Source organism: Acinetobacter sp. 797_lipA (assembly GCF_058243025.1).
In genome coordinates this window covers 2,424,963-2,449,637 of record NZ_JBZAYQ010000001.1, presented here as the reverse complement: position 1 = coordinate 2,449,637, position 24,675 = coordinate 2,424,963, and the positions used below count along the sequence as shown (strand labels likewise).

Sequence of the window (24,675 nt, the reverse complement as noted above, 5' to 3'; positions counted from 1 at the left end):
TACGAATCTGTTTCTACAAACATTCTAAAAATGGGAAGGGTCATATTAAATGGACGATAAATTCCAGAATCTAAAAGTAATGGTCATTGATGATTCAAAAACCATTCGTCGCACAGCTGAAACATTATTGCAACGCGAAGGTTGTGAAGTGGTGACTGCAGTCGATGGTTTTGACGCATTGTCAAAAATTGCTCAAGCCAATCCTGATATCGTATTTGTCGACATTATGATGCCGCGTCTCGATGGCTATCAAACGTGTGCATTAATCAAAAATTCACAAAATTATCAAAATATTCCTGTCGTGATGCTCTCTAGCAAAGATGGTCTATTTGACCAAGCCAAAGGGCGTGTTGTCGGTTCAGATGAATATTTAACAAAGCCGTTTAGTAAAGATGAATTATTAAATGCGATTCGTAATCACGTTTCAGCATAAATAATATAAGTGTAATTGGGGGGAAATTATGGCGCGTATTTTAATTGTGGATGACTCACCTACAGAGACATTCCGCTTTAAAGAAATTTTGGGGAAACACGGTTTTGAAGTGATTGAAGCGTCGAATGGTGCCGATGGTGTAACCATGGCTCAAGCTGAACTTCCTGATCTTGTGTTGATGGATGTGGTGATGCCAGGCGTTAATGGCTTCCAAGCAACCCGTCAAATTGCGCGTGGCGCAACAACAAAACACATTCCCGTAGTGATCGTCAGTACTAAAGATCAGGCTACAGACCGTGTATGGGGTAAGCGTCAAGGTGCGTGTGATTATTTAACTAAGCCTGTTGATGAAAACCAACTGATTGATGTGATTAAGCAACACCTGAACGCAGGATAAGCTCTATGGCAGCAAATGGATTTATCGAATTACTTCGACTTGCTAAACGTGGTAATAAAAACTACGTTTCAAACGAAAATGAGGTAAACCGCTGGTCGGGCATTGCTTTTGAGATGATGGGGCAATATTTCGTTGCGCCATTAGGTGAAGTTGCAGAAGTAATTTATCCTCCGAAATATACCTTAGTGCCAAATACTCAGCCTTGGGTTGTGGGTTTGGCCAATATTCGAGGACGTTTACTTTCTGTTGCCGATTTAGCGCACTATGTATCAGGGCATCGCAGTGCGTATTCACCAACTCAAAAAGTACTCTGTATTAGTCACAATGACCACTATGTCGGTTTAGTTGTAGATCAGGTTCTGGGGATTCAGCACTTTAATAAGAAAAGTTTCTTTTCTAAACATGAAGATTTAGATCGGAATTTAAAAGAATATTGCCAAGGGTATTTTCACCAACACAACCAACAATGGCATGTTTTCTTATTCAGTCGCTTATTAGACAATCCAAAGTATATGAACGCATCTATAAAATTTATAAATTAATATCATTGTCGCGCGCGAAATTATAAGGGCGTAAATCGGGGAGAAGCTGCATGGGCTTTAAACTTAAAAAGAAAAATACGGATGGAAGCAGTAACCGCTCAGGTGGAAATGCTTTAGTAGCAAAACTTCAATCACAGACGGAACAGTTTTCACGTGTATTTGGTGATAGTGAAAAGTCCAAGCCATTAATTTTGGGTGCGGCATTTTGTATCGTACTGGCAATTTTCTTACTGTTGTACCTATTCTATAGTGTACCTCGAAATAACGAATTCACCCGTAGCTTGGGTGATTTACGTCTTTTATCACAAACGATTTCGCGTCAGGCAACTGAAGCAACAGCATCAGGTACGCCTGAAGCTATTAAAAAACTGACAGAATCACAAAAGTCTTTTGCTGAAAATTTAGAAACAGTAAAAGATATTCACGCGAGCACAGACGCACTGCGTGAAGTAGATGCACAGTGGAAAAAAGTTTCTGAAAATATTGATTTAATTGCTTCACAACAAAAAATCATTAACCAACTCTACGATACCAACATTGCGATTAGTGAAAGTATTCCGGGGATTCAGGCCGAATACAACTTAATGGTTGACCAAATGGCACGTCAAAATGTGCCAGCTAACCAAGTCGTAATTGCAAAAAACCAAGTATTCATTGCGGAACGTATTTTACGTTCAATTGGTTCGGTATTAACCGGTTCAGACAACTCGCGTGAATCTGCGGATGACTTTAGCTCAGATACAGAAACCTTCGCGTCATACTTAAACGCACAGTTAAATGGCAGTGCGGATTTAGGTGTAGAGCGTATTAATGACCCTGAAATGCGTGACTCTTTAACCAGTATTCAATCTGAATATGATGATGTACTGAAGTCAGCAGCAGCAACCGTCTTAAAGAACTCATCACAAATCGTTAAAGTACGCCAAGCGTCATCATCGATTTTTGAACAGTCGGATGCTTTGTTAAGCAATTTGAACAAATTGTCAGGTGGTACAGGTTTAGCGATTGCAATTCCTGCCTTAGGTCTAATTCTAGCCCTGATTGCCTTCTTATTCTGTGTATTTAAATTACTTGTACTTCGTGGCGAATCAGATAAAAAACGTGTATCTCGTCTACAAGATGAATATGACCGTAACCAAAACGCGATTTTACGTTTACTGGATGAGATTGCCGATCTTGCAGATGGTGACTTGCGTTCATATGCTACGGTATCTGAAGACTTCACGGGTGCAATTGCCGACTCGATTAACTTCGCAATTGACCAATTGCGTGACCTTGTATCGCGTATTACTGAAACCTCTCAAGAGGTTGCACAATATACGGCAAGTACGCAGGGGATTACCAACCAGTTAGCCGAAGCATCTGAACACCAAGCGCAAGAAATTGCGGGTGCATCTGCCGCGATTAACGAAATGGCAATGTCAATTGACCAAGTATCTTCAAACGCTGAAGAATCTGCGGTGGTAGCGGAACGTTCAGTAAAAATTGCTGCAAATGGCGCGAATGTTGTAAACCGTTCAATTGAAGGTATGGATATCATTCGTGAGCAGATTCAAGAAACCTCTAAACGTATTAAACGTTTGGGTGAATCTTCACAAGAGATTGGTAACATCGTTGCCTTGATTAACGATATTGCCGACCAAACGAACATCTTGGCTTTAAACGCAGCGATCCAAGCATCGATGGCAGGTGAAGCAGGTCGTGGTTTCGCCGTGGTTGCGGATGAAGTACAGCGTCTTGCAGAGCGTTCAGCTTCAGCAACCAAACAGATTGAAACACTGGTGAAAACCATTCAGACCGACACCAACGAAGCTGTAATTTCGATGGAACAAACCACGTTTGAAGTTGTACGCGGTGCGAACTTATCTAAGGATGCGGGTGTTGCGCTAGATGAGATTCAAAACGTATCGGGTAATTTGGCGAAATTGATTGCAAACATTTCGGATGCAGCAAAGCTACAATCCGCGTCTGCAGGTCATATTGCAACTACGATGAATGTCGTACAAGAAATTACCTCACAAACCACCACTGCGACGTTCGATACAGCACGTTCAGTCTCTGAACTTGCGAACATGGCGGAAGCGTTACGTGAGTCTGTAACAGACTTTAAACTGCCTGATTAAGCGCTTGCTTCGGGGGAGGTATGCTGCTCATCGCTTGAGTAGCATACCAAAATCAGGATACACATCAACTCAATTAGCTTGAGCAAAAAGACTGGTTTGGGATGATGGTTATAATGAAGTTTATGCACCTTTTTTGGGTAGCTGACAACGCAAGAAGCCTTAGCTATGAAAGAAATATTAAAACATTTAGTTGAAACGACAACGCTTCCGGAAGATAGTTATCTAGATCAAGATGCAGAAATTCTTGAAATTTTTGTTGAAGAAATTGAAGAAATCTTCGTTGAGTTAGATCCATTATTTGAAAAGTGGTACGCTGAACCGACCCATCAAGAAACCTTATTGAGCATACGTCGTCACTTCCATACCTTAAAAGGCTCTGGTCGTATGGTGGGGGCAAAGTCAGCAGGTGAAACAGCATGGGGGGTTGAAGATACCTTAAATCGTGTGATTTCAGGTGCTGTACCGCTCACAGCAACGGTTCAAAAATTTGCTAAGACAGTATTTAAACTGTATCAATTTAAACTGTATCCGACTTTTAAAGCGGTGCAGGAAATTGATCTTGATCTTCGTCCATTGGTTTTAATTGGACAACAATTACAACAAAATCAAAGTTTAGAACCTGCTCTAGAAGAGTTGCTACAACTGTCTAATCATCTAAATAGTAATGATGTCGTGACGGGACTAGAGCTGAGCGATATCGAAGTGGCTGAATCTGAGCCACAAGTTGCAGACGTTTCTGAGCAGGATGATCAAGTGCATGATGTCCTTGAAGAAACTTTAGCGATTTTCATTGAAGAAGCGGAAGACCATTTAGCGACTATCGATCAGTTCTTAAATGCAGATGAAACCAAAGTACAAGATTACAATGGTTTAATCCGTGCTTTACATACATTGCGCGGTAGTTCGTCTATGGCGCAAATTGAGCATGTCTTTAATGCCAGCTCAAAAGTTGAAAATTTATTTAAAACCTTGGTTCAAGAAGAGATCGTTTCTACTTCGAAGGAAATCTCTTTACTCACCCAATATGCTGAATTTGTACGTGACTATTTACATGTGCTTGGGCGTGGTACGAACGAACAGCTTGACGTGATTTATGCTACGTTCACTACGGCTTGGGATAACTATGGTTTCAGTATAGAAGACGTAGACGATGAACTGAACCCACAAGGTATGGTTTCGAAGCTGATCGAGTTAAATATTGATCTGCTGCTTGACGCCGAGTTTGAGTTTGATCAGCGGGCCAAAGCTGAATATCCAGACTATATTCAGCACTTAGGTGAACAAGCAAAACAATTGCTGGAATTCACCAATAACCGTGCTGCACAAGGAATCCATGACTTTACTTCTGAGCTATATGCTGGTTATCAAGCCTTACTGGAAAAGCCAGAATTACTCAATGTAGATTATGCATACGAGTTATTTGGTCAGGCACATCAAGAATTTATCCATTTATTTGACACTTTAGCTGCGGGTCAGCGTGTCATTCTGACTGAAGAAGTGCATAAAGTTCTGAATGAATTAATGGCCTTCGTACAGCAAGATGTTGAATCGACTTCGACGACGGTAATTGAACCTGTTGCTGAGGCTATTGTTTCTGGAAATACTTTACAACCAAGCCTTGATCTTGCGCAGATTTCGCAGCAAATTGCATCGGATCATCAGTACAAGCAATCGAATACGGCCAATACCGATTTTGATGATGATTTGCTCGATATCTTCTTGGAAGAAGCCGAAGAATTATTGATGGGGATGGATCAGGATCTCAATACTTGGTCTAAAAATGGCAATGATACCGCGGCACTCAATAATTTAATGCGTTATTTGCACACCTTAAAAGGTGGTGCCAATATGATTTCTGCACCTTTTATTGGTTCGATTGCACACGAATTAGAGTCTATTTATGAACGTGTGATTCGTCAGCAAATTGCCACAACGCCACAGTTGATCAGCATCATACGTTTAGTACAGGATGACGTCGCAGACCGAATTCAGGTCATTCGCACCGAGAAGGTTGATTATCCAGCAACAGCAACCATCAAGGTACTGCATAACATTCAGAGCTTAGTTGAGGGTACGACTGTTACAACTACAGTATCCGAGCCTTTAGTTGAAGCGTTTGTTGCGGCAGTTGAAGAACCTTTATCTAATATAGATAGAACGATTGAAGCTGAGGCAGCTGCGGTTGAGTCAGCAACTGCGATTGAAGAGCCGAGTGTAGTTGATAACACTGACGTTACTGTCGTTGAACAGCTGGATACTCCGTCACTTGTCCAAGAAGAAGCATTCAGCGCTGTTGAAGAAGCAGCTAGTCTTTTATCAATTGTTGAAGAAACCTTCTTGGAAGAAGCTGAAGAAATTTTAGCGACTACGGATGGCTTACTGAAACAGTGGACTGAACAACGTAGTGACCGTAGTGTGTTACTACAATTGCAACGTGCTGCGCACAGCTTAAAAGGCGGCGCGCGTATGGCGGAGAATGAACCCGTTGGTGCGATTGCTTATGAACTAGAAACCACATTTGAGCAATTTGCTGTACATAATTTCAGTTCAAACGTGTATGACCCATTATTGCAAACTGCATTTGAATGGTTAAAACAAGCCATCTTCAAACGTGATTTCAGTAATTATGATGGTTTGAAAAATAGCTTAGCATCTATTGATTATGTGGATGTGATTGCGCAATTACCGACGCGTGTAACTCAAATTGATTTACTCAATGCGGTACCAAGTTTTGAGTTTGTGCAGGGTGATGGTACGGAGCCGCCAGCAATGCTGGGTGAGTGGAAAGAAACGACTCACTTGGATGGCGGTAATGAGATGATCCGTATCTCAGCTGATTTGGTTGAAAAAATGATCGACCTATCAGGTGAAAATGCAATTAACCGTTCACGTATTGAAATGGATTTAGGTCAACTCGGCAATACGTTGAACGAGATGGAGCTTGCAATTAAGCGTTTGGCAGATCAGTTACGTCGAATGGAAGGCGAGCTTGAGAGTCAAATTATTGCGAAGCATGGTTCTGAAAACTCGCGCTACGCAGACTTTGACCCCTTGGAAATGGACCAATATTCATCGCTGAATCAATTGTCTAAATCCTTAGCCGAATCAGCTTCGGATTTGGTCGACTTTAAGAGCACTTTGGCTGAGAAAATTCGTGATGCGGAAGGCTTGTTATTACAACAATCCCGTATTCAAGCAGAGATTCAAGAAAGCTTAATGCGGACACGTTTGGTACCGTTCTCCCGTATGTTGCCGCGTTTGCAGCGTATTGTGCGTCAGACTGCATCAACCTTGAACCGTCCAACGGAACTGGTCGTCCATAACACAGAAGGTGAATTAGACCGTACGATTCTTGAACGTTTGGTTACGCCGTTTGAGCATATGCTACGTAACGCAATCGACCACGGTATTGAAGATGCGGAACAACGTAGTGCTGCGAAAAAATCAGCGACAGGCCAAATTGAACTGAACATTAGTCGTCAAGGTACGGATGTTATCGTCAGCTTTAAAGATGATGGTAAGGGTATTGATGAAAGCACGATTAAAGCGAAAGCGCTAAATTTAGGTTTAATTAAAACCGATCAAGTGCTAGATAAACAGGAAATCTTGCAGTTTATTTTCCATCCGGGTTTTAGTACGGCCAAAGAAGTGACGCAAATTTCTGGACGTGGTGTCGGTCTTGATGTGGTGCAAAGTGAAATTAAAGCACTGGGCGGACATGTCACGGTTGAATCGGAAATTGGATTCGGTACGACCTTCATTATTCGCGTACCGACTACGGTAGCGGTGAGTGATGCCTTGATGGTGAAAGCCGGTGATCAACAATATGCGATTCCATTGGCGCAGATTGATCGTATTGTGCGTATTGCTCCAACAGCACTGGATCACTATTTCCACAGCAAAGATGACCAATTCAAAATTGATGGTGTGAGTTATAAACTGCGCTATTTATCTGAGTTTTTATCCAATCAGCCGATTCCGCGTTTGAGTAATATTGGACATTCATTGCCAGTGTTGTTAATTAAAGGCAACAGTGGACAAACCATTGCATTGTTGGTTGATCAGCTGATTGGTTCACGTGCGCAAATTGTAGTGAAGCCGGTTGGACAACAGTTTGCCAGCATTGGTGCAATTGCGGGTGCAACGATTTTGGGTGATGGCCATGTGTGTTTGATTTTAGATGGTCAGAACATTGCACGTCAGATTTTAAGTACCAAGCGTGTGACGCATGCCGCCGATCACCGTGATTTTGGTCGCCATCAGGATACGCGTCGTTTAGTGATGATTGTGGATGACTCGGTCACGGTTCGTAAGGTCACATCGCGTTTATTAGAGCGCCAAGGCTTTGATATTGTGACAGCTAAAGACGGTGTCGATGCAATGGAACAGCTTGAGAGCGTTAAACCAGACCTGATGTTGCTGGATATTGAAATGCCACGTATGGATGGTTTCGAAGTAACGAACTTGGTTCGTCACCACGAAATTCACCAGAACTTGCCGATTATTATGATTACATCGCGTACGGGTGAAAAACACCGTGAACGTGCTTTCAGCTTGGGCGTGACACACTACATGGGCAAACCATTCCAAGAGGCAGAATTACTTGCCAACATTCAGCAGCTATTGGCTGAAAAGCAGGGGTAAATAAATGAACGCAAATGTTTCAAAGAGCATGAATGAGCAAATCAGTCAGCAAGAGTTGCAATATCTGATTACAGTATCAACAGGTTTTATTGATGCTTATATTATTGAGTGTCATGGTAAAAACCCCATGCTCTTGCCGCAAAATATTGTTTTATCTGCACTCGATAGTGATACGCAAGTGAAAACGGTGGAATGGCATGATCTACATTTGCCTGTTTATGCCATCAACCGTCCCGACCAAACGGAAGGCGTGGCGCTGGTGATTGAAGGGGATGATGCTTCTCAGCGCTTTGCTTTGATGTGTAATGAAATGCCGAAGTCAATTCGTTTGCGTATTTCTGAAATTGTTGATGATGAAAGCCCTGTGAATGATCCCACCATTTTCCAGTTAGTGCGTATGGGGGATGAGACTTACCATGTACCGAATTTAAATAAAATTCAGGCGAGTTTAGGGCTTTAAGCTTAAGTTTGAATGTAATAAAAAAGGAACTCAACTGAGTTCCTTTTTTATATGGGTTTGAATGCTTATACCAAAAGGCCTTCTAAAATTTGTTCGTAAATTTCAGCAAGTGGTTCAAGATCAGCGACATTCACATGCTCATCAATTTGATGGATGCTGGCATTGAGAACACCAAGTTCAAGTACTTGAGCACCTGTAGGAGCAATAAAGCGACCATCAGATGTTCCGCCTGAAGTTGAAAGCTCAGTTTCTACACCAGTTACATTACGAATGGCATTTTTAGCTGCATTCACCAACTCACCCACTGGCGTCAGGAATGGTAAGCCTGAATGTGTCCATTTAATGTCGTAGACTAAACCATGACGATCCAAAATTTCTAAAACACGTGCTTTTAATTCCTCAGCGGTCAATTCAGTTGAATAACGGAAATTGAAAGTCACGGTCATGGTACCTGGAACGACATTGGTTGCCCCTGTACCAGCTTGAATATTTGACACTTGGAAAGACGTCGCAGGGAAGTATTCGTTGCCTTGATCCCAAACCGTATCACAAAGTTCAGCAACAGCTTTAGAGGCCATGTGAATTGGGTTAATGGCTAAATGTGGATAAGCCACGTGACCTTGTTTTCCTTTGACTGTCAGTACTGCATTGAGTGAACCACGACGACCATTTTTAACAATATCACCCAGTTGATGGGTACTTGAAGGTTCACCCACCAAACACCACTTCATTTTTTCATTACGGGCTTCGAGTGTTTCGATCACTTTGACCGTGCCATTGATCGATGGGCCTTCTTCATCTGATGTGATGAGGAACGCGATTGAGCCTTTATGATTTGGGTGTTTTGCAACAAAGCGCTCAGAAGCAACCACCATTGCAGCCAAGGCCGTTTTCATGTCTGCACTGCCACGACCATAAAGCTTGCCATCACGAATTTCAGGGGCAAATGGGTCTGAGTTCCAAGCATCTAAATTACCTGTAGGAACGACATCGGTGTGACCCGCAAAGCAGAATACAGGTGCTTCAGTGCCTTTTCGTGCCCATAGGTTATCAACATCATCAAAGCGCATAGACTCAATGTTGAAACCAATTTTTTTTAAGCGTTCAGCCATAATATTTTGACAGTTGTGGTCCACAGGTGTAACCGATGGCTGACGTAAAAGTTGGAGGCTTAAATCGAGAGTAGCAGAAGAAGTCATGCGCATTTCAAAGTCAATAAAACAGTCGGCACTATAATAGGCGATTAATCTCTGGAATGCGAAACTTAGCAATAAAAAACCTTATCAATTGATAAGGTTTTGAAGTGCAGATATTAATTACTTGCGGATTTCATCTTGGGTTTTTTCAGCGGTATTTGATACAGCATTACCTGCTGAAGAGACATCTTTACCCATACCTTTGACGGTATTACAGCCTGTTAAAACAAAAAGCATCACTAGTGAACTTAAAACAATTTTTTTCATCTCTATCTCCAAAATTTTTAGTGTATTCATCAAATGATTTTGTTCTGATGTTGTTTAAGATTAAAAAATAAACACTATAAAAAATAGCATGGTTTTACAGGAGATAAGTAAGCGTATGTTGTATTATGTATTTTTGTATAAAGGAACTTCTGCAAAATCAAGTTAAAATCAAATTTGGATTTCGATACATATAAAACTGATTGTTTTGATTTTGTAAGTACAGGCCATTTGCCCACCAATGTGCATTTTGGCTGCTGATTTCTGCATTTGGGCAAATCCACTCTTGACGTTGTAGGCGATAGTAATTCAAGTCGGCCTTTGGAATGATGTTACCCCAAGTGCCTAGTCGACGGTCTGGGTTGAGCCAATCGGGAAGGGAGTATTGATTTAAAGCATCAACTGCCGTGAAACCATTTCTTAGAGGGAGAAAAAGTTGCCCCTTTAAAACGGCAAAGCGCGTTTGAATGTCTGTGTCTAAAGCTTGCTGGAATTGAAACTGTTTATGGGTAAAGTGTTTTAGTTTTCGGTTTAAAGTATCAGTACGATTCAACCCATACCATGTGGTTAAGCTTAGATCTGTTTCACCTAAATAATATTTCAAGGCGACTTCCCAATGCTCGACTTGATTGGTTTCGGTATTTTTAATTAAAAAGTCCAACTCGCCCGTAGTACGTGCACCATCAATGATTTGGATACTATGACCCAATAATTCATAGGCATGATAGCGATGATCCAATAACCAAAACCATATGAACATTTCAAAGCGCAGACCCAGACGGGTACTTTTCAGTTGAGCCATAAAGTCTTCGAGTTCTTTAGGGTCTTGATCGAGCTGTTTAAGGCGAGGTAAATAGGTTTGAAAGTGCTGTTGCCAGATCTGTGAGGGATGAAAATGAAAAGCATGTTGTATATCGAGCTCTAACGGCAATGCAGACAAAATGTTTGGACTTGCTACAGCAAAAGCCAACTGGCGAACCAATGGGTGTTTGAATTGGAGCCAGGGTTCGAACAACTGATGTTGTGAAATAAGGTGCATGCGAGTGCCTTAAAAAAGAAGCTAAATATGCAGAAGGACAACGGATAAACTTAAAAAACACTTTATACTACCGCAATTCGGTGTTCAGGAAAGTGGTATGAAAACGTTGTTTTGGCGTTGTTTAGTGGTGATCTTTGTCATCCTAGGCTTTATCGGTGCACTGTTGCCGGGTATGCCAACCACTGTTTTTTTGATCTTGGCCGCTTGGGCTGCATCTAAAGGTTGGCCACAAATGGATGCTTGGTTACTCAACCATCCTAAATATGGTGCAACGTTAAGAGCATGGCGTGCCAATGGAACTGTACCACGTAAAGCGAAATGGTTTGCCAGTATCATGATGTTGATCAGTGGACTGATCATGCTACTGACCAATGCACCATTTTTAGTGAAATTATTTACCAATACCACCATGCTGCTTGTCGCAATATGGTTATGGTTACGCCCAGAACCAAATACAGTAATAGATAAAAAACAAATAGAGGACAACTGATGTCTTATGTAATTGCTGATGCAGACGTCTTGATTGATCTGGCTGAACAGACTTTAACGCTGCCTAAAAAGAATAAATTTTATCTGATCTCGTCAGGAAAAAATGGCATTGGCGAAACTGAAAATAGTGGTAAAACCCCACGGGGGTGGCATCTCGTTGCAGAAAAATATGGCGCTGAGCAACCGCAAAATGCCGTTTTTATTGCTCGAAAGCCTACAGGGGAAGTTTACGACACCGATTTAGCCAACCAGTTTCCTGAGCGGGACTGGATTTTGTCTCGGATTCTATGGCTGAGTGGTTTAGAAGAGGGCTTTAATCGCGGGGAAGGCTGCGATACCTATCAACGTTATATCTATATTCATGGAACACCAGATAGTGAACCAATGGGGATGCCGATGTCGCATGGCTGTATTCGTATGCGTAATACGGATGTCATAGAGTTATTTGAACTAATTGATTGCAATGCGCTGGTTTATATTTCCGAACATAAACTTGAACTCTAAAAATAGATGTTAAAAAATGTGCAAGCTTATTTTATTGAGTATTCAACGCTGTAATTTAAAATATGAATATTGAGTAGAAGAAGGGGATTAGTCATAGAAAATGTGTATTTTGAGGAAAAGAAATTTAGCGAATAATCATTTTAATTTTCGCAAATATGTTAAATAACATACAGAAAATACTTGTTTTTATACCATTTGACCTATTTTTTAATCACTCGATTGCAAAAAAGCGAAAACAAGCCGAAAAGCGTTTGACAGCCTGTAAAGATTCTCTATAATGCACCTCACAAACGATAAAGACGTTAAGGGCGCTTAGCTCAGTTGGTAGAGCGTCTGCCTTACAAGCAGAATGTCGGCGGTTCGATCCCGTCAGCGCCCACCAAGCCTTTACGTTAAAGATCTTACGTGCAGCGGTAGTTCAGTTGGTTAGAATACCGGCCTGTCACGCCGGGGGTCGCGGGTTCGAGCCCCGTCCGCTGCGCCACTTAAGATTTTTAATATTGTTTGTACCACATTAGTGACTTTGTGTAAGTGCAGCGGTAGTTCAGTTGGTTAGAATACCGGCCTGTCACGCCGGGGGTCGCGGGTTCGAGCCCCGTCCGCTGCGCCATTTATACAGAATCCTTAATGAGGGCGCTTAGCTCAGTTGGTAGAGCGTCTGCCTTACAAGCAGAATGTCGGCGGTTCGATCCCGTCAGCGCCCACCAGATTTTTTGCGATGCAGCGGTAGTTCAGTTGGTTAGAATACCGGCCTGTCACGCCGGGGGTCGCGGGTTCGAGCCCCGTCCGCTGCGCCATTCAAAGAATCGATTAAATTTAAGTTCCTGAGCTTGAGTTTAAAAACTAAGACTGACAATCTTAATCAGGGCGCTTAGCTCAGTTGGTAGAGCGTCTGCCTTACAAGCAGAATGTCGGCGGTTCGATCCCGTCAGCGCCCACCATATTTTACGACGCAGCGGTAGTTCAGTTGGTTAGAATACCGGCCTGTCACGCCGGGGGTCGCGGGTTCGAGCCCCGTCCGCTGCGCCATTTAAAATATAAATTTAAGTCCCTGAGCTTAAATTTGAACACTAAGACTGACAATCTTAATCAGGGCGCTTAGCTCAGTTGGTAGAGCGTCTGCCTTACAAGCAGAATGTCGGCGGTTCGATCCCGTCAGCGCCCACCATATTCAAGCTGTAAAGCTTAATGACCCTAATTGCATTCGCAATTACCGTTGCAGCGGTAGTTCAGTTGGTTAGAATACCGGCCTGTCACGCCGGGGGTCGCGGGTTCGAGCCCCGTCCGCTGCGCCATTTTCTAGATCCCTTGTGCTAGTAAATGGAATCAAGCAAGATTTTTTTCTTGCATCATAAAATAGCGACGCTATTTTTATTTCTCAAGGGCGCTTAGCTCAGTTGGTAGAGCGTCTGCCTTACAAGCAGAATGTCGGCGGTTCGATCCCGTCAGCGCCCACCATATTCCCTTATCGTAAAAACCTTGCTTATTTCAAGCTGTTTTCATACACTTCTGTGCAATAATAATTTTAAAATATGACAGATTTATGAGAAACCCATATCAACGCAAAGCTGCGTCTAAAAATCAAAATATTGCTTACGATCCTCTTGAAATCTATCGTCTTTTTATCGAAACTATCGTGCATCAAGGCCATGTTATTGCCTTATACCAAGATGGCTGGGCTTTATGTGCTACGCCAACCGGTCAACGTTCATTTGCGATGTGGCAGAGTAAAGGTTTAGCACAGCTTTTAGTGAAAGATAATTGGGCAGGCTACGAAATCCAGAGTATTGGTCTTAGCGATTTAGTCGAAAAAGTGATTCCATTCTTACGTGCAGAAAAAACCACGGTTTCGATGAATTTAAGCCCAGAAGGGCAGAATGTCTTGGTTGCACCAGAAAAATTATTATTAGATATCAAAAACTATTTATATCAATTTTCAATGCAGAAGCCTGAATTATTTAAACAATTACAATTACCATCGCCACGGACAATTCGCCTCCATTAATTCATGAGGATTTCATTTTAGTATTCATTGAGTAGCCAACCACTCCAATATGCAAAATACTCACGTAACCATGCATTATAGCGAGTGGCAAGAGGTGTCTGAGCGCTGATCATGATAGGTGTTTGATAACCCTGACGTATGGCTATAGCACGACTACGGGGGATATGAAAATCGCTGGTCACAATAGCAATCGGTTGCTGTAGGGAAATATGCTGCTTGGCTAAAATCTTTTTACTATTGATCAGATTTAACTCAGTACTGGTGCTTTGATCTTCGGTGTAAATACGCTGTGCTGGGATATGGTGTACATCAATCAGATACTGCCGCATTGCTTCAGCTTCACTATTTTTTTGCTGAAAAGATAGGCCACCACTGACGACCATAATGCTGTTGGGATGTAGCTTGGCATAGTTTGCCGCTTGATCTAAACGGCTGGCCAATATTGGACTCGGTTTTCCATGCTTCAGACCACTCCCAAGAACTACAATAGCGGGTACAGCAACATGAGGGGTATTTTGTTGATTTGAAAACCCTAAAAAGACGAAGAAAATGACTAAGCTAAAAACCCAAACAAAGAAAATCGCCCAAGCCCAACGCCATATTGATTGTCTGATTGTATTGGTTTGAATATAGGCGATAAGTTTAGGATAGGCCAGTGCATAAATGATCAGACCTAGTCCAATCAATAAGGGCAGGAGCGTGCCAAAATTAAAGCGTAGTTGTAAAACAAAATATAAGCCGTCTGCGAACAGTAATGACCCGATAATAAAACTAATGACTCTTTTTGATTTTTGCATACAGGCTTGTGGGGTATCGTTTGCATGGATTCTAGCAAATTTATGCATGAAAAAAACCGAGCGCTGTGGCTCGGTTTTCACTTGGGCTTAGTGTTTAGTAAACATCACGACGGTAACGACCTTCTTGACGGAGTTGATCTAATTTTTCTTCGCCTAAGATTTCAATTAGCGCAGCATCGACATCGCTAGCCATACCATTAATGCTACCGCAGACATAAATTACGGCACCATTTTCAACCCATGTTTTAAGCTCAGTGGCTTGTTCACGTAGTTTATGGTGTACATAGACTTTCTCTGCTTGATCTCGTGAGAAGGCTAAATCTAAGCGTTGTAGCATGCCTGTGGTTTGCCACGCTTCAATCGTACTTTGATAGAAGAAATCATGTTCACGTTGACGCTCACCAAAGATCAACCAGTTTTGCGTATAGTCTAGGCGGGTACGTGCATGGAGTAGACTCATTAAACCAGCGATGCCTGTGCCGTTTCCAATACAAATGATAGGACGGTTGTCATTGATCAAGTGGAAAGATTCATTGGTACGAATACGTAGTGCGATAGGTTGCTGAAGCTCGGCATGTTGGGTTAACCAACCAGAACCTAAGCCCAGTTCACCTGCTGAATCTTGCTGTTGGCGTACGACCAAACGTAACACTTGTTGAGTCGGTACACTTGCAATCGAGTATTCACGTGTAGGTAAAAGGCTCAACTGTTCCAGTAAATGTTCCAAATTGGCAAAAGGCTCAATCTCTGTGTTGAGGTTCTTATCCCAAAGCGCTTGCTCAATTGAAATGGCTAAAGACTCAACGATGCTCTGTGCTGGAATGTGATGCTTTTGCATGAAGGCTTGGATACGTGCGGTGCTGTTACCTGGTTGAACTTCAGCAATATCACCTGCTTGCCATGTTGCATCGAAGTTGGTTTTTAGCTCAATATTATAAGCATGTGCTCCGACACTATTTGGATTGAGTACTTCACGTTGTGCCAAATTCCATTGATCAAAGGTTTTGTCAATATTCATGGCTTGAAGCTCAAGTTTGGTTGCAGAGGCAAGAGCACTGTTCCAACGTTGAATATCATTGTTATCTGCGTTGTTGACTTCAATTATTTCAAACAAAGCATGTGCGCCATTGGCTTTTAACCAACGGTCAATACGATGTCCAAAACTACAATAGGAGTCAGGATATTCTTGAGAGCCTAAAGCCAACACGGCATAGTGAAGGTGTGACAAATCCAAAGTTGTATTTAAAAATTTCTTTTCAAAACTACTGGCTAAGTCAGGTGCTTCACCCGTGCCATAAGTACTTGCAACAAGAAGCACTTGCTCAGCAGCTTTTAGGTCATCCTGTGTTAAGTGTTGTACAGCTTTAACGCTTACAGGTTGTCTTGCTTCTTGTAAGCTGGTTGCAGTACGCCAAGCAATTTGTTCAGAAACACCCGTTTGAGTTGCATAGGCAATGAGCCATGGTTTCGCATGTGGATCAACCGGAACATTCAACGCTCCACCACGGGCTTGCTGGGTGAGTTTCTTTTGCTTACGGCGTTTAAGATACAGCATCCAACCCGTTACAAAGAACAGTGGCATCATCAGTGATGCAAACATGGCAAAGAATTGATAAATTGGGCCAAAGAAGCTACCACGGTGCACAGGAAGCATACTGCTCATGATTTTTTCATTCAGCTTCTTCTGCTCATACAACTCCATTTTTTCAATTTGTGAAGTTTGATAATTGAAGACCGCTGAGTTTCTCGCCCGCTCATGCTGTGGAATTGCATCTACAAATGAAAGCTCAAGTGTACCGTCAGACTTTTTCGGAATATTTAGGGTCAGGGTTGAATAGTCTCGACCAACTTGTGCGTTAAATCCTGTCCATGTTTGGGTTAAAGCAATTTGCACTTGTTCAGGAGATAAGCCTTTACGCTCGCCATGTTGTTCGCTTTGCCCACGTTCGCCACGTGCAGCGTGCTCACCTTGTGGCCCGCCACGACCTTGCTCACGTGATTCGCCACCACGAGCACCAGCCTGTTCGCCACGTGGGCCTTGAGCTGCACCAGTATTTGGACGGGGTCCTTCTTGCATTTGTGCTTGTGGGCGTTCAACGCCGAGGACTTTAAACATGCCATCGCGCCACCAATCATAAGACCAGTACAGTCCTGTACAGGCCAAGATCAGATAAAAAATCACCACCCAAGTACCAACAACAGCATGCAAATCCCAAATGAAGTTACGTCCTTTCAATTTAGGTTTAATAAAAAACCATTGTTTGATGGAATGACGTTTGGGCCAACGTAAGTACAGGCCACTCAATACAAAGAAAATAAGCATGAGGGTACAAGCGCCAGTAATTTGTTTACCGACAGGACCAACAGTTAAATTACGGTGCAACTGTTGAATAAAGTTAAAAAACTCACGGCCTTTAACTTCGGGTAAGACTTCAGCAGTATACGGGTTCACCATCATGTTATAACCACGACGTGCGCCTTCTTTCTCGATATTAACCGTACTTGAAGTGGTTGGCTCTTGAGCAATCGTAATACTATTGATTTTGATGGCAGGATCTTGTTTTTGGAAATGTAGATACAGCTCAGCAGGGGTTAATTTATTGTTTTGTGTTGCTTGAACGGTATAGCTTTCTGGGTTCATCCATTTTAAGATTTGTTGTTCATAAGAATAGATGGCCCCTGTGACGCCCATAAGCGACAGGATAAGACCCGCAGTGATTCCCAAAAACCAATGCACTTGGAAAAATGTTTTTTTAAACATGGCGATACTTAATGGTGAGCGATTTGTTGTGCGGAAATTATACCTGAAGATTGAGAAGATAATATGGATTTAGAAATTAATATTTATTCTCATTATCATTTGTATTCGAGGGTTTGGGATATAAAAAAACCTCCAAAAGTTGGAGGTTTTTTACAGAGGAGAAAGCAGGACTTAAAGTGGCTGTGCTTCACCAACTGTTTCTTTTAAATGTTTACGAATCGTATTAAACGAGAAGTTTTTGCTATCCATGCGTTTTGGCAGAATGTATGCACCTTCTTGGCCTTTCACTTTGAATTTAATCAACAAAAACTCAGGTGTGTTGTACCATTCGTAGATGTCTTTCCAACCAATTGCACCGACACCTTCTTGCATTCCCATTTTCTGGCGCATAATCAGGCCGTGAGGTTGTACACCTAAACGAATGCCTTTAATTTCCTGTACTGGAAATTCATTCATTTTGCGCTTCACATACCATTCTAAACCGAATTTACGGACTAAAAGGTAAACTACGACGCAGGCGATTGCGACCCAACAAAAGATGGTTGAATAATTTTTGAGTAAAATTAGGCCAAGAATCGAAAGGGCTGTAACGACAGCCATGATGATCCAAGCTTTAATGCTAATTTTGTTTGTGCTACGCCAAATTTTTAATTGAGCATCGCGTTGTTCAGCTTCAGTGATTTCATAGGTCACAGGCTGTAAAGTATAAGCGTATAAATTTTTCGCGGTCATAGTGAAAGTAACAGATTTAAAACTGCAAAAAGTTTAGCATCATTTAGAGCATTTCAGTGAGTATATTGTTCCAAAATCACCCAAATTATAATGAAGCCAGTTCTGTGGCCTCATGATCCCGTTCGTGGCTTAAACTTTGCTTCAAACGACTAAACTGATTCAAGATGCTAAACATCAACGAAAGCTGTTGTAAAATGATCAATGCTTTCTGATCTTCCTCATTATTTTGGCTTAAACGCTGACGAATGGTCTGTAGCATATTTTGCGCAGTTAAATCAGGCATTTCATCCCGCAGGAGCGCACCTTGGATATTGTCAAAAGCGCGATCCATCAATTCTAAAATTTCTGGGTCGTCAATTTTTTCGCGATGAGCCCCCAAAGCTGCAATATAGCTAATAAAAGTATGATTGAGACACAAGAACTCAAACGCCAAGCTTTTTTGCGTTGGGTCAAAATCGGGCTCGGTGGCTAAAGTGGAAATGAGTGAAGCAACTTCGGCATCGGTATTGTGTGCCGCACGACGGACCACGCGATAATTCAGGCCATTGTTGCGTCCAGACTTATACTGTTCAATTACCTCTGCCAAATAATCGCATTGAGCGGAAAGCGAACGATAAATTGTGCGGGGTAGGCGACGGAACTTCCAGTCTGGGAAAATAAAACTTACACCTAACCATGCCAAACCACAGCCAATTAAGGTATCCATCATGCGCGGAAGGGCAGCTTCGTATCCCATACCATCTAAGTTGAAATTAATCAGCGCCAAAATAGTGATGAAAGCGGTGGCTTGAGCATATTGTTTACTACGAAGCTCAAAGAAAAGTACCCCGCTGATGACCAAGACGAGAAGTTGTCCTTCAATCGAAGGTACAAAGTACAATACGGCATACCCTAAAATGATTCCGACCAAAGTCCCTATGATACGTAAACGTAAACGACGTTTGGTTGCGTTGAAGTTGGGTTGACTGACAAATAGCGCTGTAAGTAGAATCCAGTACCCATATTCAATGTTGGTGACTTGAACAAAGATATATCCAACTAACAGCACGATAGACAGACGAATCGCGTGTCGAAATAAAACCGATTCTGGGGTGAGATGTTGTTTAATCCGAACCTTAATGTCATCCCAGCCTTTTAGATCATCATCTTTGAGCTGGCTTTCGATATGTTTGGTTTTATCGAGTTTAATATTGCGTTCAGTTTCTAAGTTACGTAGCTGTGCATCAATCGACTTTAAGTTTTGATACAGTGAAAACAGAGCATTGACCCAAATTTGGTCATATTGTTGTTCGTCTCTGAGCTTTTCTAGTGATAAACGGAGATTTTCAAAAGCATGTTTAAAGCGCTTATTATGGGTATAGGTTTGACGGTTTAAAATGCTGGTGCTTAAGTCCTTACAGGCTTTGGCTTGAATGGATAAAATTCGTTGAAAGCGGAATAAAATATCGCTGTGTTGAAAAATTTTCGCGAGTTTTTGATAGTCAATATGTGCTGAATCTGCACGCTCGTGAATATCTTGTGCCACAAAATAATATTGCAGACTGCGACGGGTATCTCGTTGTCCACGGTCACCTTTTAAACGGGTGAGTAGGGCGGTTTTCATGTCGTTGAAAATTGCAATTAATTTACCATTTTCCAACGACAGTTCAATCATACTCTGTTGATAGCTGTTTGCTGTCATATCGACATCAAAGAGGTTGGATTTGGCAAACAGAAAATCGGCGAGTGAGGAATAACACTTCGATAGATTGTCTTGAACCTGACGAACGGGAAAGAGCAGAAAACTGATAGTTGAAATAACGCTATACCAAATTGCTCCAATCACCAGCAGAGATGGTTGTGTATACCAGTTGTCAAAAAGTCCGACACCGAGCATGGAGTAAACGGAAACCACTAAGCAACCATAGGAAATGGTGGCATAACGACGTCCCAGTGAGCCCAGTAAAATTAGACCAATACACGAAACGATTAGACCCAGTGCGAATAAAATTGGATGTGGAAATAAAAAGTAAATCGACGTTGCGGTAATGAAAAAGCCAATATAGGTAAAAATTAAATTCATGATTCGCACGGAAAAGCGGTCATCAATATCACTTAAACCCGCAGCAACTGCGCCGAGTGTCAGCGGAATAGTTGCCAGCTGAAAACCCATAAAATATGGAACAAAAGCCGTCCCTGCAAAAGTAATAACCATGCGGAGGTTATACATGAAGGTTGTATTATAAGTAGCCTGTTTTAGACTGGTCAGCCATGCTTTCAAAGGGCACCTTTGTTTGTCACTTAGGGTTGGACAATTTTCAAATATGAGAATATGTGAAATTTCACCTGCTCTGCTATAAATCATACTATGGAGCGTGTAAACTTGTCTGCAAACTCTCCTTCCAAAACATAAATTAATCCTATGTCGACTACACAGGAAAAAGCGGTCTATTCCAACGCTTGGATTCTCTTACTTGCTTCACTGACTGCACTCGGTCCACTATCGATTGATATGTATTTGCCAGCTTTGCCACAAATGGCGAATGACTTCGGGGTAAGCACACAAATGGTGGCCAACAGCTTACCTGCGTACTTCTTAGGCTTGGCTATTGGACAACTAATTTATGGACCTGTAAGTGACCGAATTGGGCGGAAAAAACCGCTGTATTTTGGCCTGAGTCTCTACATTATTGCCAGTTTACTGTGTGTGTTTGCAAACAGTGAGTGGAGTCTCATTGCTGCTCGGGTTTTGCAAGCCTTAGGCGGTTGTGTAGGTGTGGTGATTGCCCGTGCTGCGATTCGTGATCGTTTAGATATGCAAGCCTCAGCCCAAGCATTTGCCAGTATGATGATTGTGACCACCATCGCGCCGATTATTGCACCGAGTTTAGGCGCGCTGGTACTGAGTTTCAGTAGTTGGCATAGTATTTTCGCCTTTTTGATGGTCGTTGGTTTGGGAAGCCTGTGCTGCGTACATTTTTTCTTTGAAGAAACTTTAGACCCGAAGCGCCGTTTAAAGCTTAACTTTAATCAAGTTTTAAACCTTTATGGCGCGATTTTGCAAGATTCGAGCTTTAGACGCCCGATGTTTGTTGGATGCTTTGCTGGGGCTGTACTCTTTTGCTATATCAGTGCTTCTGCTGCCATTCTGATGGATGGTTACGGCTTAAGTCAGCAAGTTTTTGCCTATGCCTTTGGTGTCAATGCGCTTGGGATTATGCTGTTCTCAACCTTAAATAAGCGCTTGGCACAAAAGTTAAGTGTTTTTCAGCGCTTAAAATTAGGCAGTTTTTTGCAGTTGGCTGGTGTGGGGCTGCTGTTGGTAGCGGGTAGCATGACGCATGCACCGTTATATATCGTTTGCGCAGGGATGTTTCTCGCTGTCGCAGCAATCGGCTTTACAGGGCCAAATGCCATGGCGATTGCAATGTCTGAGCAGGGTGCACGGGCAGGAACGGCTAGTGCGATTATGGGCAGCATGCAATTTGGTTGTGGTCTACTTTGTGGTGTGATTCTTAATTTTCTACTCTGGTCAGCACTTTTGAATATGGCCATTGTGATGGCTATTTTTGTGGCTTTGGCTTTGTATTATGTGTTTAAGCTTGAGCACGAAAAAGCCTAAAAATTTAAGTCGTGACTATATAAAAAAGAGACTCATTTTAGTCTCTTTTTTATATTTAAATGAATGCTTTAAATCTCACTCATTGTTTAAGAATACTGCAAAATCTTCAACTGGCACGCGTGGTGTTATAAAGCGATTGACGATCTGCTCAGGATCCGCATAACCCATCGTCATGCCGCAGACCAATTCTTCAAATTGTGCAGCATCAAGTATATTCAACACGAGAGCATGAAGATGATTTCATGCGGCTTGTGGGCAAGTCACTGAGTCTCGTGCTTTGGCTGTAATCATGACATTTTGCATCATCATGGCAATATCCATTTTCGTGCTGATGCCCATGGCTGGATTGACTGTGAAGAATAGTCCAACAGGTGTATCAAAAAATTAGTCATTACATGATTGCTGCTGTGCGATTTTCGCTTTTTCACCTTTTTGAATATTAAGCAAGCCATATAAGCCCCAACCATTTTCGCTGCGGTGCTCAATAAAAGGCGAAATCCATTTTTCTGGATAATATGCAAAAGTTTCTTATTATTAGATGTTTTTTCAGGATGTTCAGACGGTCTAAATTGAGTTTGACGAGTTTGCTCAAACATTTTGTTAGGAGTTTTCCTATGAGCACATCTATTTGCCATAACCGTGTATTCGTGCTTGCGGATATTTTATTTATCATGCGCAATAATCGTCTGAATAGTTGGGGTTTTTTGGTGCAAAGGTGTGATTTTGACCCATCACTGAGCATAGGTGGTTATCGATTAGACTAAGACTTTAGTTATAAGAAAAAAGTATAGATATCAAATAAAACTCAGTCTATATTTAAGAAAATATGAAGAATTGTTACTTAATTATTGCAAAAGTCTGTCTAAATTGTAATTTGATGCTTCAAAGCCAATCGCGAATAACATCAATTATAGTTCAAAATTGATGGCATTAGACTTTAGTGGCAAGAGTAATAAAAGGTCATATCTTAAAACATCGAAATGTGCGATTTTTCATCTTTATAAGATTACTTTGCATATGAAAAGACCAAAACGGAGTGGTCTTTTGTGCAAAAAATTTTACTGAAATGGAATTTTTGATTCACTATTAACAATGTAATAAAGGAAGTTTGTGTATGCGTTTAGCCATCAATAAAAAGCCATTTATCGCTCAAAGCCTAGCACTTAGTGTGGCTGCTCTGATGATGACAACAACTCATGCTGCAACCAAAGAACAACAAGAACTCGCGCAATTACGCGCTGAAGTTGCAGAGCTAAAAGCATTAATGCAACAACAGCAACAAGTTCAACAACAACAAGCCGTTCAGATTCAACAAGTCAAAGCACAGCCAGCTCCTGTAAAAGCTGAATCTCCACTGTCTTCGTTCAAATCTAAGTCTGGCGCAGACATTAACTTCTATGGTTATGTACGTGGCGATGCAAACTATATTATTGAAGGTGCGGATGACGACTTCAACAAAGTTTCAAGCTCAAATGGTCAAACTAAAGATAAACTTCGTGCAACAGCAAAAACTACGCGTTTAGGTTTTGATTTCAATACCAATGTGGCTGGTGATAACAAATTGGGTGGTAAAGTAGAAGTTGACTTTGCAAGTACCGATAACGATAAAAGTGAAAACCTTCGTATCCGTCATGCATATTTAACGTATAACAACTGGTTATTTGGTCAAACTACATCTAACTTCCTGTCTAACCATGCACCAGAAATGATTGACTTCGGGACTAACGTGGGTGGTGGTACAGCGCGTCTTCCTCAAGTACGTTATGGCTTTAATTTAGCACCAGCAACGAAATTATTTATTTCTGCTGAAGAGGGAAGCAGCAGTGGTACAAATATTAAATATAGCGTACCGAACTTAACTGCGAAATTGACACAAGGTTTTGCTGGCGGTAAAGGCTCTGTGTCTGCACGTGCTTTAGTTGAAAACTATAAATCGGCTGACGACTCTGATACAGCTTGGGGCTTAGCTGCTGGTGTAAACTATCAAGTAATGGACCCACTAAAACTAAGTGCTGATGTGTCTTATGTTGACGGTAACAGCAATTATTTATATGGCAGTAATTCTGCATATGTGGTTAATGCTGCAAATGACAAGATTGCACAGAATGAAGCATTCGGTGTACAAGTGGGTGGTACATATAAATTCAACGAAAAATTACGTTCGACTTTAGCGTATGGCGCACTCTTTGCGGATGATGGTACTGATTACGCGCGTTTAAACACAGCTGCAAACGAAGAAGTTTACCAAGCATGGATTAACTTCATCTATTCACCAGTTAAGCCATTGGACTTAGGTGTTGAATATATCAATGGTAAACGTGATACCTTTGCTGGTAATAGCTACAAAGACAACCGTGTTGGCTTAATGGCGAAATACAGCTTCTAATCATGTGATGATATAGATGTAGTTTAAAAACAGGAGCTTTAGGCTCCTGTTTTGTTTTAGTCGAGAAATTTATACAGACTAAATACATTTTGAATATAGACTTAAGTATTAAGTCAGAAAAGAATAAGTGAAATAGTTGGAAATTATTGTAAAAAAATAAAGATTATCTATAAAAAATCTGCATAATGTCCGTCTTTCGCCCATACTGTGCATTTATTGCTTGTTTTTAAAGCAATATGGGGCGGTTTTGTGATTTTTTTCAAAAAACCGTATCTGTGTCCAAACATTATTGGGCATTACGT

At 41.6% G+C, this 24,675-nt stretch carries 19 protein-coding genes, 10 tRNA genes and 1 pseudogene; 22 read left to right on the top strand and 8 right to left on the bottom strand.

From position 1 onward, the window contains the following. Positions 1–49: 49 nt before the first annotated feature. The 6 genes from pilG (at position 50) to AC4CU2_RS12065 (ending at position 8,599) form a co-directional block, all read left to right on the top strand. Positions 50–433, top strand: a complete 384-nt coding sequence (gene pilG / locus AC4CU2_RS12090) for a twitching motility response regulator PilG (RefSeq protein WP_004694493.1) — start codon at positions 50–52, stop codon at positions 431–433. Positions 434–461: 28 nt separating this feature from the next. Next, a complete protein-coding gene (locus AC4CU2_RS12085) occupies positions 462–830 on the top strand; it encodes a response regulator (RefSeq protein ID WP_004694491.1) in 369 nt (122 codons plus the stop codon). A gap of 5 nt (positions 831–835) precedes the next feature. Continuing rightward, positions 836–1,372, top strand: a complete 537-nt coding sequence (locus AC4CU2_RS12080) for a chemotaxis protein CheW (protein WP_004694490.1) — start codon at positions 836–838, stop codon at positions 1,370–1,372. A gap of 50 nt (positions 1,373–1,422) precedes the next feature. Further along, complete coding sequence (locus AC4CU2_RS12075) at positions 1,423–3,495, top strand: methyl-accepting chemotaxis protein (protein ID WP_490768888.1); 2,073 nt, start codon at positions 1,423–1,425, stop codon at positions 3,493–3,495. Positions 3,496–3,660: 165 nt separating this feature from the next. Then, the gene (locus AC4CU2_RS12070; RefSeq protein WP_490768887.1) at positions 3,661–8,139 is read left to right on the top strand and encodes a hybrid sensor histidine kinase/response regulator; all 4,479 of its coding nucleotides are present in this window, start codon (positions 3,661–3,663) and stop codon (positions 8,137–8,139) included. 4 nt (positions 8,140–8,143) lie between these two features. Continuing rightward, complete coding sequence (locus tag AC4CU2_RS12065) at positions 8,144–8,599, top strand: hypothetical protein (RefSeq protein WP_114837795.1); 456 nt, start codon at positions 8,144–8,146, stop codon at positions 8,597–8,599. A gap of 65 nt (positions 8,600–8,664) precedes the next feature. Here AC4CU2_RS12065 and dapE read toward each other — a convergent pair whose 3' ends face one another. The 3 genes from dapE to AC4CU2_RS12050 all read right to left on the bottom strand — a co-directional run bounded on the left by dapE (position 8,665) and on the right by AC4CU2_RS12050 (position 11,098). Next, positions 8,665–9,798, bottom strand: a complete 1,134-nt coding sequence (gene dapE, locus AC4CU2_RS12060; RefSeq protein ID WP_058952132.1) for a succinyl-diaminopimelate desuccinylase — start codon at positions 9,796–9,798, stop codon at positions 8,665–8,667. Positions 9,799–9,915: 117 nt separating this feature from the next. Continuing rightward, positions 9,916–10,062, bottom strand: coding sequence for an entericidin A/B family lipoprotein (locus AC4CU2_RS12055; RefSeq protein ID WP_058952131.1), 147 nt, complete (start codon positions 10,060–10,062; stop codon positions 9,916–9,918). 157 nt (positions 10,063–10,219) lie between these two features. Beyond that, positions 10,220–11,098, bottom strand: coding sequence for a DUF1853 family protein (locus AC4CU2_RS12050; RefSeq protein ID WP_490768886.1), 879 nt, complete (start codon positions 11,096–11,098; stop codon positions 10,220–10,222). A gap of 97 nt (positions 11,099–11,195) precedes the next feature. On the opposite strand from AC4CU2_RS12050, the gene AC4CU2_RS12045 reads away from it, so the two are divergent. The 13 genes from AC4CU2_RS12045 (at position 11,196) to AC4CU2_RS11985 (ending at position 14,096) form a co-directional block, all read left to right on the top strand. After that, positions 11,196–11,588, top strand: coding sequence for a YbaN family protein (locus AC4CU2_RS12045; protein ID WP_148826485.1), 393 nt, complete (start codon positions 11,196–11,198; stop codon positions 11,586–11,588). Then, positions 11,588–12,091, top strand: coding sequence for a cell wall-recycling L,D-carboxypeptidase ElsL (elsL, locus tag AC4CU2_RS12040; RefSeq protein WP_490768885.1), 504 nt, complete (start codon positions 11,588–11,590; stop codon positions 12,089–12,091). Before AC4CU2_RS12045 ends, elsL begins: the two co-directional genes overlap by 1 nt. 306 nt (positions 12,092–12,397) lie before the next feature. Next, positions 12,398–12,473, top strand: a tRNA-Val gene (locus AC4CU2_RS12035). A gap of 25 nt (positions 12,474–12,498) precedes the next feature. Then, positions 12,499–12,575, top strand: a tRNA-Asp gene (locus AC4CU2_RS12030). A gap of 49 nt (positions 12,576–12,624) precedes the next feature. After that, positions 12,625–12,701: transfer RNA gene (locus tag AC4CU2_RS12025), tRNA-Asp, on the top strand. 21 nt (positions 12,702–12,722) lie between these two features. Continuing rightward, positions 12,723–12,798 (top strand) — tRNA-Val (locus AC4CU2_RS12020). Positions 12,799–12,811: 13 nt separating this feature from the next. Beyond that, a tRNA-Asp gene (locus AC4CU2_RS12015) sits at positions 12,812–12,888 on the top strand. Positions 12,889–12,956: 68 nt separating this feature from the next. Further along, positions 12,957–13,032: transfer RNA gene (locus tag AC4CU2_RS12010), tRNA-Val, on the top strand. A gap of 11 nt (positions 13,033–13,043) precedes the next feature. Further along, positions 13,044–13,120 (top strand) — tRNA-Asp (locus tag AC4CU2_RS12005). Positions 13,121–13,183: 63 nt separating this feature from the next. Next, positions 13,184–13,259: transfer RNA gene (locus AC4CU2_RS12000), tRNA-Val, on the top strand. 50 nt (positions 13,260–13,309) lie between these two features. Next, positions 13,310–13,386, top strand: a tRNA-Asp gene (locus AC4CU2_RS11995). 87 nt (positions 13,387–13,473) lie between these two features. Next, positions 13,474–13,549, top strand: a tRNA-Val gene (locus AC4CU2_RS11990). A gap of 85 nt (positions 13,550–13,634) precedes the next feature. Further along, positions 13,635–14,096 carry a DUF2750 domain-containing protein gene (locus AC4CU2_RS11985; RefSeq protein WP_004981136.1) on the top strand — a complete coding sequence of 154 codons (462 nt, stop codon included), beginning with the start codon at positions 13,635–13,637 and terminating at the stop codon, positions 14,094–14,096. 17 nt (positions 14,097–14,113) lie between these two features. On the opposite strand, the gene AC4CU2_RS11980 is transcribed toward AC4CU2_RS11985, so the two are convergent. The 4 genes from AC4CU2_RS11980 to yccS all read right to left on the bottom strand — a co-directional run bounded on the left by AC4CU2_RS11980 (position 14,114) and on the right by yccS (position 20,646). Beyond that, positions 14,114–14,893, bottom strand: a complete 780-nt coding sequence (locus tag AC4CU2_RS11980; protein ID WP_490769235.1) for a YdcF family protein — start codon at positions 14,891–14,893, stop codon at positions 14,114–14,116. A 94-nt stretch (positions 14,894–14,987) separates the two neighbouring features. Then, complete coding sequence (locus AC4CU2_RS11975) at positions 14,988–17,654, bottom strand: PepSY domain-containing protein (protein ID WP_490768884.1); 2,667 nt, start codon at positions 17,652–17,654, stop codon at positions 14,988–14,990. A gap of 171 nt (positions 17,655–17,825) precedes the next feature. After that, positions 17,826–18,386, bottom strand: a complete 561-nt coding sequence (locus AC4CU2_RS11970) for a hypothetical protein (RefSeq protein ID WP_490768883.1) — start codon at positions 18,384–18,386, stop codon at positions 17,826–17,828. Positions 18,387–18,471: 85 nt separating this feature from the next. Beyond that, on the bottom strand, positions 18,472–20,646 hold the full coding sequence (gene yccS, locus AC4CU2_RS11965) for a YccS family putative transporter (RefSeq protein WP_490768882.1): 2,175 nt from the start codon (positions 20,644–20,646) through the stop codon (positions 18,472–18,474). 141 nt (positions 20,647–20,787) lie between these two features. Between yccS and AC4CU2_RS11960 the strand changes: the two genes are divergently transcribed. Beyond that, positions 20,788–21,987 carry a multidrug effflux MFS transporter gene (locus tag AC4CU2_RS11960; RefSeq protein WP_490768881.1) on the top strand — a complete coding sequence of 400 codons (1,200 nt, stop codon included), beginning with the start codon at positions 20,788–20,790 and terminating at the stop codon, positions 21,985–21,987. A gap of 75 nt (positions 21,988–22,062) precedes the next feature. Here the strand turns inward: AC4CU2_RS11960 and AC4CU2_RS11955 are convergent. Beyond that, positions 22,063–22,515, bottom strand: a pseudogene (locus AC4CU2_RS11955) (nitroreductase family protein); the annotation flags it as partial. Positions 22,516–22,601: 86 nt separating this feature from the next. On the opposite strand from AC4CU2_RS11955, the gene AC4CU2_RS11950 reads away from it, so the two are divergent. Together AC4CU2_RS11950 and AC4CU2_RS11945 are read left to right on the top strand one after the other, a co-directional pair. Beyond that, on the top strand, positions 22,602–22,751 hold the full coding sequence (locus AC4CU2_RS11950; protein WP_161489506.1) for a hypothetical protein: 150 nt from the start codon (positions 22,602–22,604) through the stop codon (positions 22,749–22,751). 350 nt (positions 22,752–23,101) lie between these two features. Beyond that, entirely contained in the window at positions 23,102–24,373 is a 1,272-nt protein-coding gene (locus AC4CU2_RS11945; protein ID WP_490768880.1) for a DcaP family trimeric outer membrane transporter, read from the top strand. The last annotated feature ends 302 nt before the right edge of the window (positions 24,374–24,675 follow it).